The following is a 15650-nucleotide window of genomic DNA, read 5'->3' on the forward strand; positions in this document are numbered from 1 at the left end:
CTCCATCTGGCGCAGTACGGCCATGATCTGGGCCTCGGTAAAACGTGTCTTCTTCATCGGAATCTCCTCGTTCATCCTGCCGAGAAAATTCTACTTCCGCATCCCCTTAAGATCGGGGGGGATTACCGCGTGAGTGCTTGAGCAAATACGCAATCGACCCAGGAGGACTTGAAGCGCCCCATTACATAGTTTCCCGCTGCATAAGATAGATCGTCTTGGAGAACCCCAAGTTTCCCAGTTTTTTTTACGCGCGCAGGGAGGTTCGTGACGTGAGGCGGCACGAGAAGAGCCATCTTCTCGGTGACCTGCTCCGGTGTCAGTGCTGTGCGGTCTTCCATGGAGAACGGCAGGCCCTGATATGCATGGACTACCGAAGTAGCCGTATAATGGCCCAATATAAACCTGCCGACGCGTCCAAATGGCGGTGGCAGGTTTATAGTGGTCACAGTTTCAATCTAAGCTGGTCAAATTGCAAACTGTTGTTGGTTTTCACATCAGCAACAGGGAAAAACAGGAGAAGGCTTCTCAAGCTCCCAATAAACCCTGATTCTAAGATTCGAAAATTAATTTCTTATCAATCACTTACAATTCAGGCACCCACGTGTAAAAACCAATAGTCTGCTCAAGAAAGGAAAAGCTTGCGCAGAACATTTTATAATTAACTATCAATTACTTAGCATGTGATGCAGTCACGTGATACTCTCAATTTCGATTTTCTTGTGGGCATCAGATATTGATCTTTCCCGTGTTTGGCGCCTTTGGGTTGCGGAACCCCATGGCGACCCAGGCACCGAAGAGCTTGGCGAAGAAGCCAAGGCTCTGCTTCTTTGCGTTGGGAATGTCGTCTGGCAGCGTGGCACCCTCCGGGAGATCGGAGGCCATAGTGCGCATCGTGGGCTCAGGCTTTGTGCCGGACGGCCAGAGTCCTCTGTAGAGACTCAGCCAGTGTCCGCCTTTGAACTCAAGATAGACGGGCGTGTTGCAGCAGGTGGCTATCACCCGCGTGCTGGGTGCATCGGGCGACAGGCGGAACCCGGCCAGGTTGGCGGCTCCCACAAGAAAACGGACGCGATCTTTGCGATACATGACGAAGGGCGTCGTGCCGTGATCGGTCAACGTCCGGGGTGCGCCCTTAAGGCCCTGCATCCTCTCCGCCGCCTCGCGGCAGGAGTTGCAGCAGCATTCGACGCTTGCGATGGGACTCCCCTCGACTTCAAGTTGGATCTGGCCACAGGCACATCCAATCTGTGTTGCCTCACCCATGCGTTGGCTCCTTCTCGGCAGCAGCTTCGAGGGCGGCAATGTCGATCTTCTCCATCTGCATCATCGCCTCGCTCACGCGGCTCACCACGCCCGGATCTTCGCTGGCCAGCAGGCCCGGCATTCGCTTCGGCACGATCTGCCAAGACACGCCGAAGCGGTCCACGATCCAACCACACCGTCCTGCTTTACCGCCTTTCGCGGTCAGCGTGACCCAGAGCCGGTCCGTCTCATCTTGATCCTCTGTCAGCACAGAGATAGATGCGGCGGGCGTCAGCTTGTGATGCGGCCCGGCGGTCAAGATCATCATGGGCGCACCTGCCAGCGTGAACTCGACAATCATCGGGTCGTCCGGTTGGCCGTTTTCGCGCACGGCCTCAATTTTGCTGTTTGGTATAAACGTTACGTATTCCTGCGCGGCAGCATGTCCGCCCTTCTCAAACCAGAAGCAGGTCCGCACTTTCGAGGCATGTTCCATCCAAAATTCCTCCATTGCTCTCGTGGTTGGGGGGTTAAGCTTTCAAGCCGGGCGGCCACATCAACATTCAGCCGCGCTTGCTTTCGACGTAGGTAGTGAAATTGTTTAAGATCGCCTGCCAACCGTCGCGCTGCATCTCGATCGGGTTCTGCGCCTCGGCGTCGAAGGTGGTCACGACATGGGTGTTTCCGCCGCTTCCGGTAAATGTTGTGCGGGACTTACGGCCGTCGTCAAGAACCAGCACGAGTGACTTATGCGGCTCGATCTCTTCATAAGTGCCCTCGAAGTCGAAACCCATGCTTCCGTCCTTCGCCTCCATACGGGCGACCTGCTTGCCTCCGGGGCGCAGATCCACTTCGGCGCGCGGGCAGCACCAATCATCGTTTGCGAAATTCCAATGCATTATGTCGTCCGGGGTGGTGTAGGCGCTCCACACCTCTTCAACGGAGGCGGCAACTGTCGTTTCCACGGTGATGCGCTGGTTGGTCATGCTGATTTCTCCTTGTAGCTGGTTTCAGAGGTATTTTGTTCCACCCCGAACAGGCCGCGCACATAGCGAATGAGGTGATCAACGCTTTCGCGGGCGAGGTCCGGGTCTCCGGTGGCCTTGGCGAGGATGAACCCACCCTGAAGGACCGCCTGCGTGTGGCGAGCAAGGCTCTCGGCAGTCCAGTCAGCGTCGATGTTACGCTGCTTGCGCGCCGCTTTGATGTCGGCCTCCAGCGTGGCGGCATGGCCGAAGATGCTGGCGGCGCAGGCATCCCGGATCGCGGGCGCGCTATCATGCACCTCCTGCGTCATGGTGCCGACAAGGCAGGTGTATTCAAACGTCTCGCCGCCGATGATCCCTTTGCGGAAATCGAGATAGGCCAGAACCCGGTCCAGCGGATCGTTCGGCTCATGGTAAGGCGCGCTGGCAAAGAGTGCGCTGGTTGTCTCGGCCCAGAAATTTGCTACCGCCACGCCGAGTGCGTCCTTCGTTTTGAAGTGATGGAAGAACGCGCCCTTCGTGACACCGGCCGACTGGCAGAGATCATCGACCGAGGTTGCGGCGAACCCCTTGCGGCGGATTACGTCGCGCGCGGCTTCCAGAAGGCGTGTGCGCGCATCGCCGCGCTCGGGGAATTGTTTGGTTCGTCTTGGCATAATTCAAGCATACCATACGGTTGGTATGCAATCAATAATCTCAAACATGACAAGCCCCGGCGACGCCAAAAGTCGCCGCTTGCGGACTTGAAATTGATATTAGGCCGCGCCCGAAGCACACTGTTCAACTATCGCGTCGAAGGACAGCAAGGTCCCGCAGAGCGTTTGAGACTAGAAAATTCAGCAAGATGAACCTGCTTTACAAACAGAAACCCAATTTCTCTCCACAGTATCTCTCACCCATGTGCTATAAATCACTTCAACCATGGCCTCGTAGTAAGGTCATGGCGCCGTTAGGCTAGGTTTAAGGAGGTTCGAAGTGCGAGGCATAGAATTCCATAGAAATGCCGGTTCGCTACCGTCTAACGTTCGCACGATATCGCGGGATGACCGCACAAGAACTAGTGGCCCGGGCCTCCGGGTCTTTCAGAAAATCGCAGATCGACTTGGCTTAAGTGTGGCGGAACGTATAATCATGTTGGGCAACCCGAGCAGGTCCACCTATTATAGATGGTTGATGAAAGCGAACCACTACCGGCCCATCGCGCTTTCCACTGATACCCTCTTACGCATTTCAGTGATAATCGGAATCTACAGAGCTCTTAACTTCTTGTTTGAGGACGAGGCACAAGGAATGCTTTGGTTAAAAGGCATCCACAAAGGTCCCCATTTTGCCGGGAACTCACCTCTGAGAAGCATGCTGGAGGGCGGGCTCGACGGCCACCTGTCTGTGCGCCGCTACCTTGATGCATGGTGCAGCGGCAGTTTGGATTCCGGAACGCACGGCGATAGCTTCAAGGCTGTCGCTGAACGTGATCTCATTTTCGTTTAAGACGCCTCGCCGCCTAATCCCCCCTCGTAGATGACGACGAGGGGGCCAAACCAAGAGGCTCTTTTGGTAGCCGACCCCACATCGTGCAATCAATACGCCATTTTGGACGATCGACGTGGTGTTCCACAATTGTTTTCTACAATCCGTGCAGCCCTAAAACCTCCCGCTTACAGCTTTCAAATTGTCTTTCTCGCTGTTCTTCCTCTGCTACATCCTTAGGTCTGGTTGGGGGCAGAAAATACTGAACGCAATTTGAATGGGCCTGGGATTTTATCTGCTCAAGAGCGCATGTCGTCACATCATTGGAGGGCATTGGCAGACTGCTGGCCGCGCATTCCTTACGGTAATAAGCCAACCTTTCTTCGGCGGTCGATTGCCAAAGAAACCAAGCGGGCCCGCCGATGCGATCGGGGTCTGGCGTGCTACTGCCCCCACAATAACCGGTTGGGTTAAAGCAAAGGAGACGTTGGCTATTGGAGCAGGAAGCCATTGCGCCTCCTAATCCGACTACCCCTACAATCAGCCATATGGCCTTTCTCATTTCTATCGCTCCTTTGAGGCCCACTCGCCCCCTTGAGGGAAAATGAGGAGGCTAATCGACGGCTCGCCCCGCAGACAGGGTGGCCATCACTACGCTCCTTGCTGGACGGCTGACTGCGGGCCTGACGTTCTGAATGCCCATTTCGAAAACGCCTCGTCCGAGATGACGCGAAGGAGCCCGGCAATTGCAGCTGTCGCAACAACCGCAAAAACGACCCGCCCGCCGAGCACGGCACTAAGGTCCGCACCGATGGCTACCACAATCAGGGTATCCTCGATGACACTATGTGCAAACCCCATGAACACACATGAGATGAAGATCTGGCGGGGCGACACCAAGCCCGACCGTGCTTCCCGAACGAGGAGACCTCCACCATACGAAATCCCCAAGAAGAGACCGACCGCCGTCAAATGCCCTGCCTCACCGCGTATTCCGGCCAACTGCAACAAAGGCGCGAGCCCTTTCATAACGAGCCCAAGGATGCCTGTGACCTTCAGTATCTCAAGGCCCCAAGTTAACGCGAGGAGGATGAAGAGCATGGTAACCATCGCCTCAAGAAGGCCGATGAAAAACCCGGTCCAATTGGGCGTCGCGTTCATCGGAATCCAGGCAGGATTCACCGGTTCAGAAAGCAAGCCAGTGACAACCAAAAAATTGTGCAACAAGAAGGCATAAAGCAGCCCGCCGAAGATGCGCAGAGCCGTGGTTGTTAGCATTCGAGGGCCGGCCTGCTGAATGATCTTCTGCTCAATCGGCAAAGCGTGCGCAAAAAGAAGCAGAGCCGAGAACACTGTCACATCCGCCACGCTCAAGCTGTCCATCGGAACAAGAACAAAGAGCAGAGGAACCGCACCCCAGATGCCGACCAGCATCCCGCTCAACCATGCCAAGCCAAGCTCGGGCGGCAGCCCGACTAGGCTCATCACTGGCGCGAATGCAGGGGCGATCGCCTCAATCACCCCCATGCGGGACAGCAGTTCCGTGATAATTGTGATCGGGACCATAACCCGGAGTAGCACCCAGTATATTTCCAGTGCCTCTAAGGTCTTAACGTGAGCGGCGCGGAGGATTGGCATCGAAGAATTCCTATAACATGATCCCGGCCCTTCTACTGCGTCCCCTATCGCAGGTGTGGTCAAATATTGCATTATCGTGCAATTTTATTGCGAATTGGACCGAATAAGAGGTGGATGCATGGATCAACTCGACAGGAAGATTTTGAACCTTTTGCAGCGTGATGCGTCACGGTCGAACGTCAGCGTGGCAGAAGAGGTCGGATTATCTCCCTCTAGCTGTCTTCGGCGGGTTCGACGGCTGCACAAGACCGGAATCATCGACCGGATTGTCGCGATCCTGAACCCTGCCAAAACGGGGCGGGGGCTGAAGGCGCTGGTCACTGTCGAACTCAAACTTCATGGCGAGCAGCACATGCGCCGTTTTCTGGACCTCGCAGTGACCGAGGACGCCGTATCCCAGGCCTATGCTGTCACAGGCGAGGCCGACGTCGTTCTGATGCTAAACCTGCGCGACATGGAAGAATTTGACGCGCTTTGCGATAGGTTGTTCCGCGATCAGACCAATGTTGCCAGATTTTTCACAATGATGGTGATCCGCACTGCGAAAGAAGAAACCGCCGTTCGGCTATGACATGGCTGGCGTCCGATTAGTGCCGGTTGCGATACCTGTTATGTCGTTTCGTCTCAAGCACATCTAACGCGCCGAAATGGTTTTGCTCAACCTACCACTGCCTGTTCAACGGGTCATCACCGTAGCGAGGTCCAGCCTAGATCGCTGATGGAGCTTAAGCGCCTCTAAGGTGCGAAATGACTATTTTCTTTCATAGTTGACAGAATGAAATTTATATTTCAATTTGTTTTTAGCACTACTTTGGAGCCACCCGTTGCAGCACTCGATCAAAGCACAGCTCGAAGAAGCTCTAGAAAACGGCTCCAAAGCAGACCGCCTTTTGGCGCGCTACATGTTGGATTCTTGGGCCGGCCTCCCATTCGAGACCGCCGCGAGCATCGCACGCTCGGTAAAGGTCAGCGAGGCAACGGTTGGGCGATTCTGCCGGTCGATCGGATACACTAGCTTTCGCGATCTAAAGGACCATTTGAAGCACGATATGGGAGATGACCCATGGCTTATGTCCGATCGCCTGCAAGAAATGCGCAAGGAGGGCGGTGTCGACAGCTCGCAACTTAACCAAGGGCTGCAGCTCGAAATCGCAGCGCTTGTCGGCATCTATGAGTTAGCAAACAGCCCCGAATGGAAGCAAGAAGCAGAGCGATTGGCGCAGACTGCACATATTTTCGTCGCCGGTTTTCAGACGGAACGTGGCCTTGCCCAGTATTTCGCCAATCAAATGCAATATGTGCGCGACGGCGTCACGCTGCTGGACCTTGCGAGCGGAAACTTCTCAGAGGTTCTTCTAACCGACCGTCCAGCCCATCTCGTGATCTTTGAAGCGCGGCGCTATTCGGTTTTGGCCAAGAGCCTCGCCGAAGAGGCCCGTGCGGCGGGGGTGACAGTGACGCTGATCACGGATGTCTTTTGCGACTGGGGCCATGACGCGGCGGATCAGGTGTTCGCAGTGCCCACGCAGTTCAACCAATTCTGGGATTCGACAGCCCAGATGGCGAGCCTGTCCAACCTGCTGATCCACAGTGTCTTTTTACAGCTTGGGTCCGAGGTGGAGAGCAGGCTCAACCGGATTGCCGATCTCTATGGTCGCTTTACCGGCCATGTCGACCGCCCTGCACGTCAGGGGGCCAAACGGACAAACGACACCGAAACACCCAACAGGAGTGAACACGATGACACCTAAACTCAAACTGGCCACGGCGCTTTCGACGCTGGCCATTGCCGCCAGCCTTTCTACCGGCGCTTTTGCCGAGACATTGCGCTTGGGGACAGAAGGCGCCTACCCCCCGTTCAACTACATCGAAGCGGACGGCAAGATCGCCGGTTTCGATGTCGAGATCGGTCAGGAACTTTGCAGGCGGATCGGCGAAGAATGCGAAGTCGTTGCGCAGGATTGGGACGGGATCATTCCGGGGCTGCTGGCGAACAAATACGACTTCATCATCGCGTCGATGTTCATCACAGAAGAGCGTAAGAAGCAGGTGGCTTTCACTGACCCTTACTACCTCGCCGCGATGACGAATGTCGTGCCAAAGGGGTCTGACATCACTGCATTTACCAATGAAGCCCTAGCCGACAAGGTCATCGGCGCACAGTCCGGCACCACGCAGGCCGACTATATCGAAGCGACCTACCCGGATGCGGATGTGCGGCTCTATCCAACACAGGATGAGGTCAACCTCGACATGGCCAGCGGCCGGATCGATATGCAGGTCGGTGACATGCTGCCGATGCTGGACTGGACCAAAAAGACCGAAGACGGCGCTTGCTGCGAATTGGCCGGCGATCCGATCACCGATCCGGCCTTTGTCGGCGAAGGGGTGGGCATCGCCCTGCGTCAGGAAGACGATGAGTTGCGCGAAAAGCTGAACGCCGCTCTGGCCGAAATGCGCGCAGATGGCACTTATAAAACCATCAACGACAAGTATTTCGACATCGACGTCTACACGATGAAATGATGACAGCCTCCCCCCAATCGGAAATCCTATATGTTTGAGTTGCTCTCTTACGGCGATGCCGGCTGGGGGGATGAAATCCTCGCGGGTTTGGCGATCACGATGCAGCTTGCCATCGTGACCCTGCCCATCGGTCTGCTGATCGGCTTTGTCGCGGCCTTTGCCTCCATGTCGCGCCATGCGGGGCTGCGGGCCATTGGCTTTGGCTACACCACGATCATGCGCGGCCTGCCCGAGATCCTGACGCTCTTCGTGGTCTACAATGGCGTCGGGCTTTTGCTGAACAAACTGGCCGTCTGGTGGAATCCGGGCGGCACCAATATCGAGTTCAGCCCCTTTGCCGCCGGGGTGACAGCGCTCGCCATGGTCTTTGGCGCCTTTGCGGGCGAGGTGCTGCGCGGCGCCTTCCAATCGCTCGACGAGGGCCAGATGGAAGCGGGCCGGGCGATCGGCATGTCGCCGCGCAAAATCTTCTTTCGTATCCGCCTACCGCAGGTCTGGCGCTTTGCCCTGCCCGGCCTTGGGAACCTATGGATCAACATGCTGAAAGACACGGCATTGGTGTCAATCATCGCACTGGACGACCTGATGCGCATGACCAAGGTCGCCGTCGGCGTGACCAAACAGCCCTTCACCTTCTACCTGTTGGCTTGTTTGATCTACTGGGCGCTCTGCGTCCTGTCGGAGGTGGTGCTGGCCCATATGGAACGGCGCGCCAATCGCGGCATTCGGAGGGTCTGAGATGAACCCGTTTGACATCGTCGTGGACTATTGGCCGCGCCTGCTTGATGGCACTTTGATGACTCTCAAGCTGACCTTTCTGGGCGCCTTCATCGCGGCCCTCTTCTCTCCCGGTCTTGCGCTGATCCGCGCCAATACGCACCCTGCCGCACAGGCTCCCCTGCGGCTCTATATCTCCTTCATGCGCGGCACGCCGATCTTGGGGCAGCTCTTTTTGATCTACTACGGCTCCGGCCAGTTCCGCCCCTTCTTGCAGGACTGGGGCCTTTGGGGGTTTTTCCGTGATCCGTTCAACTGCGCGCTCTTGGCCTTTGCGCTGAACTCGACAGCCTATCAGACAGAGATCCTGCGCGGCGGCATCATGGGCGTGGCACGCGGAGAGATTGAGGCCGCCAAGGCTATCGGTATGACTCGCCTGCAAATCCTGCGCCGGGTGACCTTGCCCCATGCCTACCGCATTGCATGGCCCGCACTCGGCAATGAAATCATTCTGCTGATGAAGGCCAGCGCGCTGGCCAGCGTTGTCACCGTCTTCGACATCATGGGCCGCACACGGCAGATCTTCTCGCGCACATTCGACTTCTCAATCTACCTCTGGGCCGCGCTGATCTACCTCTGCATCACCGCGATCTTCGTACTGCTCTGGCGACAGGGCGAAAGACGTCTCAGCCGCCACATCGGTCCGCGCAACACGGGCCGCTCCATACTCTCCCCTCCGGAAGGACCAAAGCCATGAGCAAGGCAGACATCATCCTGAAAGCCAAAGATATCTGCAAATCCTTCGGCGCTGTGGAGGTGCTCAAGGGCATCTCGCTCGAAGCGCGGGAGGGCGATGTGATCTCGATCCTCGGCTCATCCGGTTCTGGCAAAAGCACCTTTCTGCGCTGCCTCAATTTCCTCGAGACCCCCACCTCTGGCACGGTTACCGTACACGGCGAGGAAATACAGGTGCGCGATGGCAAGCCACTGAACGCGCGCCATATCGAAACGGTGCGCAGCCGTCTGGGCATGGTGTTTCAACAGTTCAACCTGTGGAGCCACCGCACGGCTTTGGAAAACGTGATGGAAGGCCCGGTGCAGGTGAAGGGCACGCCAAAGCCCAAAGCCCGCGCCGCCGCCGAAGCGCTGTTGGACCGGGTCGGCCTGAAGGAGCGGATGCATATGTATCCCTCGCAACTGTCCGGCGGCCAGCAGCAGCGCGTGGCCATCGCGCGGGCGCTGGCGATGGACCCGGATGCGATCCTCTTCGATGAGCCGACCAGCGCGCTTGATCCCGAATTGGTGGGCGAGGTGCTAAAGGTCATGCAATCGCTCGCCGCCGAAGGGCGCACGATGATCGTCGTCACCCATGAGATGGCATTCGCCCGCGATGTCTCCTCCGAGGTGGTGTTTCTGCACGAGGGCCGCATCGCCGAGCGCGGCAGCCCCGAGCAGATGTTCACCAACCCGCAAACCGAAGTCTTTCAGCGTTTCATCGCGAATGTGAAATAGCGCCCTGCCCTTTTGAACCAGCGAGTTTCCATGTCACAGCACAATACAAGCCCCGCATTTACCGGCGGCGGCATCCTGATCGAAGCAGCCGAGCTGCATATCGTCAGCCTGCCGCTGATCACCCCCTTCGTGATCTCCAACCAAACTTTGACCGACAAGACCTTCCCGCTGTTGGTGCTCAAAGGCGAGGGGATTGAGGGCATTGCCGAAGCGGTGATGGACCAAATCCCCGACTACCTTGAAGAGACGATCCCCGCCGCTATGGCTTTCCTGCGCGATGTCTTGCTGCCACGGATCGTCGGCAAGCGCTTCGCGTCGCCCTATGAGTTAGAGCCGATCCTCGCCCAGTGGCGCGGCAATCGAATGGCCAAAGCGGTGGTTGAGATGGCGTTTTGGGATCTCTGGGCAAAGAGCCTTGGCATTCCGCTCAAGGCGGCACTCGGCGGGGTGCGCGATGCGGTGGATGTGGGCGTGAGCATCGGCATCGGCAGCATCGACGTGACGTTGGAGCGCATCGCGGAAGCCCAGGCGGCGGGCTACAAACGCACCAAGCTGAAGATTGCCAAAGGCCACGACGTGGCACTGCTCGACGCCGTGCGCGCGCGCTACCCCGACATCAAGCTGACGGTCGACGCCAATACCGATTACGGGCTCAAAGACCTCGCCTTGCTGCGGCGGTTCGACGAGTTTGCGCTCGACTACATCGAACAGCCGCTCGCCTTCGACGACATCCACGATCACGCGCAGGTGCAAGCGGCGCTGAACACGGCGATCTGCCTTGATGAGAGCATCCGCAACGCCGTCGATGCCCGCAAGGCGCTAGAGTTGCGGGCGGCGCGGGTCATCAATATCAAGGTGGGCCGCGTCGGCGGTTTTGCCGCCGCCCGCGCGATCCATGACGTCAGCGCGGCCTTTGGCGCGCCGGTCTGGTGTGGCGGGATGCTGGAGGCCGGGATTGGCCGGGCGCATAACATCCACCTCGCCACCCTCGCGAATTTCACCAAACCGGGGGATACCTCCAGCGCCAGCCGCTATTTCAAACGCGATATCGTGAACGAGCCCCTTGAGGCCGCCAATGGCCGAATGCCCGTGCCGAACAACGGCGCGGGGATCGGGGTCACTCTTGATCGGGACTATATGAAAACTGCCACCAGCCAGAGCGAGATGATCCGCCCATGACAGCCATGAATACCGAAGTTGAGCTGCGTGACCTCAACGGCGTGGCCGAGCTCAAACGGGCTGAGGAGTTCCAGCGCACTGTTTGGGGAGCGGATGATCCCGCAGACAACTCCGACCTGATGCTTGCGATCCAGCACGAAGGCGGATTGGTCGCCGGTGCCTTTGTCAAAGAGCGAATGCTCGGGTTCCTCTTTGGATTTCCCACCAAGGATCCGCAGGTGCAGCATTCCCACCGCCTCGCCGTACACCCCGACAGCCGGGGGCTGGGGCTGGGCGCGCGGCTGAAATGGTATCAACGCGATTGGTGTCTGGCGCGCGGGATTACTTGCGTCCGTTGGACCTTTGACCCCCTGCGCCGCATCAACGCGAGCCTCAACATCGCGCGGCTCGGTGCTAGGGCCAATGTCTACTTGCCAGATTACTACGGCAAGATGGAAGGCATTAATGCGGGTGTGGCCTCGGACCGGATCGTGGCAGAATGGTCACTGGAGGAAACCCGGGTACAACGCCTTGCCGAAGGGGTTGGCGGCGAGGATGAGGGCCCGACAGGTTGTATTCAGATTAAAATCCCACGGAACCTCGAAGACCTTCTGTTAAATGACATTGATCTGGCAATTTCCGAAAGGCAAAGAGTGCGCGATGAGATGACAGCTGGTTTTAACAAAGGCTACCTAGTTACCGGCTTTAACCCTATCATCAGCGCATACATTCTTACTGAAACATGATCTACCCGACCATGGTCATCATCGATGCAACGTAGCGGAGTTTACGTAAGCGGGTCGTCAGCCTGCTCCAGCTCCATCGACTGTAAGATACTGAAGAACTTACATTGACTGGGGTCGTCCCGATACGGTTGGCGAAAGCGGCACGACCCCCGGTCAATATTTCGGCGCGAAAGAACGTATATCAATCGACGGCCATTAACCCCGTATCAGTTCTGATACGATGAGAGATAGAGTTGGCCTGGCCCAACGTTTGCTCGACGAAGCAACGCTTCCTAGCTGCTTGGATCAACGCGATTTGATCTTTCAAAGGTAACGAGCCTTCTAGCAGGACGTCAAGATGGAAAGACTTAGGTGCAGTCTCATAAATGCGGCCCTTGGGCGTCCATTGCCAATTGGCCTTTGCGTTTACCGAAAGATCATCGATTTTCACGTCCATACGCTTCGCAAAAGCCCTGATTTGGGTCATAATGCATCCCGTTAGCCCGGCAATGAAATGGGCTAAGGGAGGCGGCGCGCTCGCATCTCCCCCATGGAACGGTCCCTCGTCAGTAGCAATGCTAAAGCGCTCAACCATCGGCGCAGTCATTGCTACATCAAGCTCATTGCGCATCTTGCCTACTGCACGCCCTTCGCAAGTGAAGGTCACGGTCGTAGGGTCTTTGGGTTGGTTGACGCTCATCAGAATTTCACCTCGCTGGACCCTTTGAGACCAAGGATCGCGCGTGCCTCGTCGGGACTTGCGATTTGGTTACCTTGCATTTCAAGAATGCCGCGCACCTTCTCAACCTGTTGAGCGTTCGACGTCGCAAGCTTTCCTCGCGAGATATATAGCGAATCTTCTAGCCCTACTCTCACGTGCCCTCCCATTTGCGCACCGACAGCAGCCATTCGCATCTGCTGACCCCCTGCGCCGATAACTGACCACTGGTATGCGTCGCCAAAAAGTTTATCAGCCGTGCGCTTCATGAAAACTAGGTTCTCAATGTCTGCTGCGATGCCACCGAGGATTCCCATGACGAATTGCAGGAAAATCGGCGCGGTAAACATGCCGCGATCAAGGCAAAACTTAAGATTGTAAAGGTGTCCGACGTCATAACATTCATGCTCGAACTTGACCCGGTGCTCCGGGCCTCCAAGAGCCTCCGCCACCATCCGGATGTCGGTGAAAGTATTGCGGAAGATGTTATTCTCCGATCCCTTCAGGTAATCCTTTTCCCAATCGTTCTTCCAAGTCTCATATCGATCTGCCATCGGATGCAGTGCAAAATTCATGGACCCCATGTTGAGACTGCACATTTCGGGACTGTAACGGCGCGCGGCAGGGATACGCTCTTCAACAGTCATCACCGGGTTCCCACCCGTAGAGATGTTAATTACCGCATCAGTTTCGGCACGTATCGCAGGCAGGAATTCGGCGAAATGTTCGGGATCCACCGTAGGTGCGCCGGTCTCAGGATGGCGCGCGTGCAAGTGCAAAATAGCAGCCCCAGCTTTGGCCGCTGCAATCGCCTGTTCAGCGATCATCTCAGCATTGACCGGAAGTGCATCTGACATAGTAGGCGTATGCACAGCGCCTGTGATCGCACAGGTAATAATTGTCTTGGGCATAATTTACTCCTCGAATATCGCCACGGCGCGGGTGAACCCAGCAGAAGCAGCTTTGATTTTGAATGGAAAACAGGACACGAGAAAACCGTGCCCGGGGAGTTGGTCCAGATTGGCCAACTTCTCGATATGACAATAACCGATCTCCATGCTGGCTCGATGACCCTCCCAAATAATCGAAGGGTCTCCATCTTTCGCATAGCGTTCGGCAGTGATTGAGAAAGGAGCATCCCAGCTCCAAGCGTCGGTGCCGGTCAGCCGCACCCCTTGCCGAAGCAGATGCAAGGTTGCCTCGCGTCCCATCCCGCAGCCACGCCCTAGGTAGTCTGGATGGCCATAGCGTGCTCCTGCAGAGGTATTTACCAGCACGATATCGAGCGGCTGTATGGCATGCCCAATTCGCGCCAGTTCCGCGTCAACGTCTTCGGGCTGAACGATGTAGCCGTCCTCAAAATGGCGGAAATCTAGTTTCACCCCGGCGCCGAAGCACCATTCAAGAGGCACCTCGTCAATGGTAATCGCCCGCTCACCGTTATTCATAGTGGAGTGGTGGTGGTAAGGCGCATCAAGGTGAGTGCCGTTATGTGTCGCGATATTTAGGCGCTCCACTGCCCAACCTTCCCCACCCGGCAACTCTTCATGTTGGAGACCCTCAAAGAAGCCAGCGATTTGACCGGCTGTCTGTTCGTGATTCAGATATTCAATCTGCGGAAGCATAATGTCAGGGTCGGACTGGATATCCGCTTCTAAGGCAACGGAAAGATCGACAAAACGTCTAGGCATGAGAGCTCCTTACAGCAGAAAGGTGGTGAGGGCGGGAAAGGCGATAACAACCGCCAGACAAACCAGCATCATTATCGCAAATGGGGCAGCGCCGATGAAAATGTCCGCAAGTTTGATCGAGGGATCGTTGAGCGTCGATTTGATCACATAAACAGATATGCCGAACGGCGGGGTAAGAAGGCCGATCTCAATGGCAATAACAGTTACGATACCAAACCAAATCAGATCGACGCCCATCGGTTGTAGGATCGGCAGCATCAATGGCACGAGGATCAGCATTATCGAAGATGAATCGAGGATCATTCCGAACAGGACTACTACAAGGCAATAGAGCATGATTAGCGCCAAGAAACCTAAGTCGGCTTGTGCGACCAACGTGCCAAAGCTCGAAGGCAGTCCAGAAAAAGAAAGCATCCGCGAATACATCTGCGCTGCAATGATCAAGAAGCAGACGGAGGCCGTGACCAACCCGGTCTCAACAAGTATCCGCCATAGGCTGCGAAGATTTAGGGTGCGTTTTACAAAACCAATCAGCAACGCGCCGGCAGTCCCGATGGCACCGGCCTCTACGGGGGTAAAAAAACCTGCATAGATCCCCCCCAGAACCAGAGCGATCAAAGCCGTGATTGGCAGTCCTTTGGCCAGGATTTCGGCCCTGCTGAGCGCTTCTTCGCTTTGGCTAAGGTTGGTGCCCACGAAGCGCGGAGCAAGGATTGCCATACCAACCGTCCCTGCGACGAAAATAAGTGCTAGCAGCAACCCCGGGCCAAGACCGGCCAAAAAGAGATCGCCGATGCTTTGTTCAGTGAGCAAGCCATATAGGATCAACAACAAGCTCGGCGGGATCAACATGCCCAGCACAGAAGAGCCAGCCACCAGCCCCACCGAAAACCGTGACGTGTATCCGTGGCGTCGAAGCTCTGGGACGGCAATTTTCGTGAAGACCGCTGCGGAAGCAATGGAAATGCCGGTGATTGCGGCAAATATAGTGTTAGCTACGATGGTGCCGATACCAAGGCCGCCGCGGATCCGTCGGAAGGCAGCGTTGGCAACATCAAAGGCGTCTCGCCCCATGCCACTTTCGCTGACAACAAAGCCCATTAAAACAAAGACAGGCACAACCCCAAAAAAATAGGAAGAGATCTGTTGATTGTCACTGAGAGCTGACCCGGTAGCCCCATAAATTGTCACTGAGAATTGACCCATGTGAACACACTGCCCCGACGGTTTTGGTTGGGGGGATTTGGAGTGATCGACATGGGATTTTTGA

18 protein-coding genes are annotated in these 15650 nt (G+C 56.4%); 9 read left to right on the forward strand and 9 right to left on the reverse strand.

The features are described 5' to 3' along the window. Positions 1–726: 726 nt before the first annotated feature. From HKX24_RS17165 to HKX24_RS17180, 4 genes are all read right to left on the reverse strand, one after another. Entirely contained in the window at positions 727–1263 is a 537-nt protein-coding gene (locus HKX24_RS17165) for a hypothetical protein (RefSeq protein ID WP_276154210.1), read from the reverse strand. Continuing rightward, on the reverse strand, positions 1256–1738 hold the full coding sequence (locus HKX24_RS17170) for a VOC family protein (protein WP_276154211.1): 483 nt from the start codon (positions 1736–1738) through the stop codon (positions 1256–1258). Before HKX24_RS17170 ends, HKX24_RS17165 begins: the two co-directional genes overlap by 8 nt. Before the next feature lie 67 nt (positions 1739–1805). After that, positions 1806–2228: an SRPBCC family protein gene (locus HKX24_RS17175; RefSeq protein WP_276154212.1), complete on the reverse strand. Its 423-nt coding sequence runs from the start codon at positions 2226–2228 to the stop codon at positions 1806–1808. Then, on the reverse strand, positions 2225–2884 hold the full coding sequence (locus HKX24_RS17180; protein ID WP_276154213.1) for a TetR/AcrR family transcriptional regulator: 660 nt from the start codon (positions 2882–2884) through the stop codon (positions 2225–2227). Before HKX24_RS17180 ends, HKX24_RS17175 begins: the two co-directional genes overlap by 4 nt. Positions 2885–3401: 517 nt before the next feature. Here HKX24_RS17180 and HKX24_RS17185 point away from each other — a divergent pair. After that, positions 3402–3716 carry a hypothetical protein gene (locus tag HKX24_RS17185; RefSeq protein ID WP_271692153.1) on the forward strand — a complete coding sequence of 105 codons (315 nt, stop codon included), beginning with the start codon at positions 3402–3404 and terminating at the stop codon, positions 3714–3716. A 630-nt stretch (positions 3717–4346) separates the two neighbouring features. Here the strand turns inward: HKX24_RS17185 and HKX24_RS17190 are convergent. Then, positions 4347–5333, reverse strand: coding sequence for a nucleoside recognition domain-containing protein (locus tag HKX24_RS17190; RefSeq protein ID WP_276154214.1), 987 nt, complete (start codon positions 5331–5333; stop codon positions 4347–4349). 118 nt (positions 5334–5451) lie between these two features. Between HKX24_RS17190 and HKX24_RS17195 the strand changes: the two genes are divergently transcribed. The 8 genes from HKX24_RS17195 (at position 5452) to HKX24_RS17230 (ending at position 11992) form a co-directional block, all read left to right on the forward strand. Further along, the gene (locus HKX24_RS17195; RefSeq protein ID WP_271692155.1) at positions 5452–5904 is read left to right on the forward strand and encodes an Lrp/AsnC family transcriptional regulator; all 453 of its coding nucleotides are present in this window, start codon (positions 5452–5454) and stop codon (positions 5902–5904) included. A 253-nt stretch (positions 5905–6157) separates the two neighbouring features. After that, on the forward strand, positions 6158–7084 hold the full coding sequence (locus HKX24_RS17200; RefSeq protein ID WP_276154215.1) for a MurR/RpiR family transcriptional regulator: 927 nt from the start codon (positions 6158–6160) through the stop codon (positions 7082–7084). Continuing rightward, complete coding sequence (locus HKX24_RS17205) at positions 7074–7859, forward strand: ABC transporter substrate-binding protein (protein WP_271692156.1); 786 nt, start codon at positions 7074–7076, stop codon at positions 7857–7859. Before HKX24_RS17200 ends, HKX24_RS17205 begins: the two co-directional genes overlap by 11 nt. A gap of 30 nt (positions 7860–7889) precedes the next feature. Continuing rightward, positions 7890–8597 carry an ABC transporter permease gene (locus tag HKX24_RS17210; RefSeq protein WP_067940676.1) on the forward strand — a complete coding sequence of 236 codons (708 nt, stop codon included), beginning with the start codon at positions 7890–7892 and terminating at the stop codon, positions 8595–8597. A 1-nt stretch (position 8598) separates the two neighbouring features. Next, complete coding sequence (locus HKX24_RS17215) at positions 8599–9333, forward strand: ABC transporter permease (RefSeq protein ID WP_271692157.1); 735 nt, start codon at positions 8599–8601, stop codon at positions 9331–9333. Beyond that, positions 9330–10088 carry an amino acid ABC transporter ATP-binding protein gene (locus tag HKX24_RS17220; RefSeq protein WP_271692158.1) on the forward strand — a complete coding sequence of 253 codons (759 nt, stop codon included), beginning with the start codon at positions 9330–9332 and terminating at the stop codon, positions 10086–10088. The genes HKX24_RS17215 and HKX24_RS17220 overlap by 4 nt, the downstream gene beginning before the upstream one ends. 30 nt (positions 10089–10118) lie before the next feature. Continuing rightward, complete coding sequence (gene menC, locus HKX24_RS17225; RefSeq protein WP_271692159.1) at positions 10119–11267, forward strand: o-succinylbenzoate synthase; 1149 nt, start codon at positions 10119–10121, stop codon at positions 11265–11267. Then, positions 11264–11992 carry a GNAT family N-acetyltransferase gene (locus HKX24_RS17230; RefSeq protein WP_271692160.1) on the forward strand — a complete coding sequence of 243 codons (729 nt, stop codon included), beginning with the start codon at positions 11264–11266 and terminating at the stop codon, positions 11990–11992. The genes menC and HKX24_RS17230 overlap by 4 nt, the downstream gene beginning before the upstream one ends. A gap of 181 nt (positions 11993–12173) precedes the next feature. Here the strand turns inward: HKX24_RS17230 and HKX24_RS17235 are convergent, their stop codons facing one another. From HKX24_RS17235 to HKX24_RS17250, 4 genes are all read right to left on the reverse strand, one after another. After that, entirely contained in the window at positions 12174–12671 is a 498-nt protein-coding gene (locus HKX24_RS17235; protein ID WP_271692161.1) for an OsmC family protein, read from the reverse strand. Beyond that, on the reverse strand, positions 12671–13600 hold the full coding sequence (locus tag HKX24_RS17240) for a 3-keto-5-aminohexanoate cleavage protein (RefSeq protein WP_271692162.1): 930 nt from the start codon (positions 13598–13600) through the stop codon (positions 12671–12673). The genes HKX24_RS17235 and HKX24_RS17240 overlap by 1 nt, the downstream gene beginning before the upstream one ends. 3 nt (positions 13601–13603) lie before the next feature. Then, a complete protein-coding gene (locus HKX24_RS17245; RefSeq protein ID WP_271692163.1) occupies positions 13604–14380 on the reverse strand; it encodes a cyclase family protein in 777 nt (258 codons plus the stop codon). A gap of 9 nt (positions 14381–14389) precedes the next feature. Beyond that, a partial coding sequence (locus HKX24_RS17250) for a TRAP transporter large permease (protein ID WP_276154216.1) occupies positions 14390–15650 on the reverse strand: 1261 nt, incomplete at its 5' end.

It is taken from the genome of Sulfitobacter sp. M85 (assembly GCF_029285915.1).
GTDB classification, from domain to species: Bacteria; Pseudomonadota; Alphaproteobacteria; order Rhodobacterales; family Rhodobacteraceae; genus Sulfitobacter; species Sulfitobacter faviae.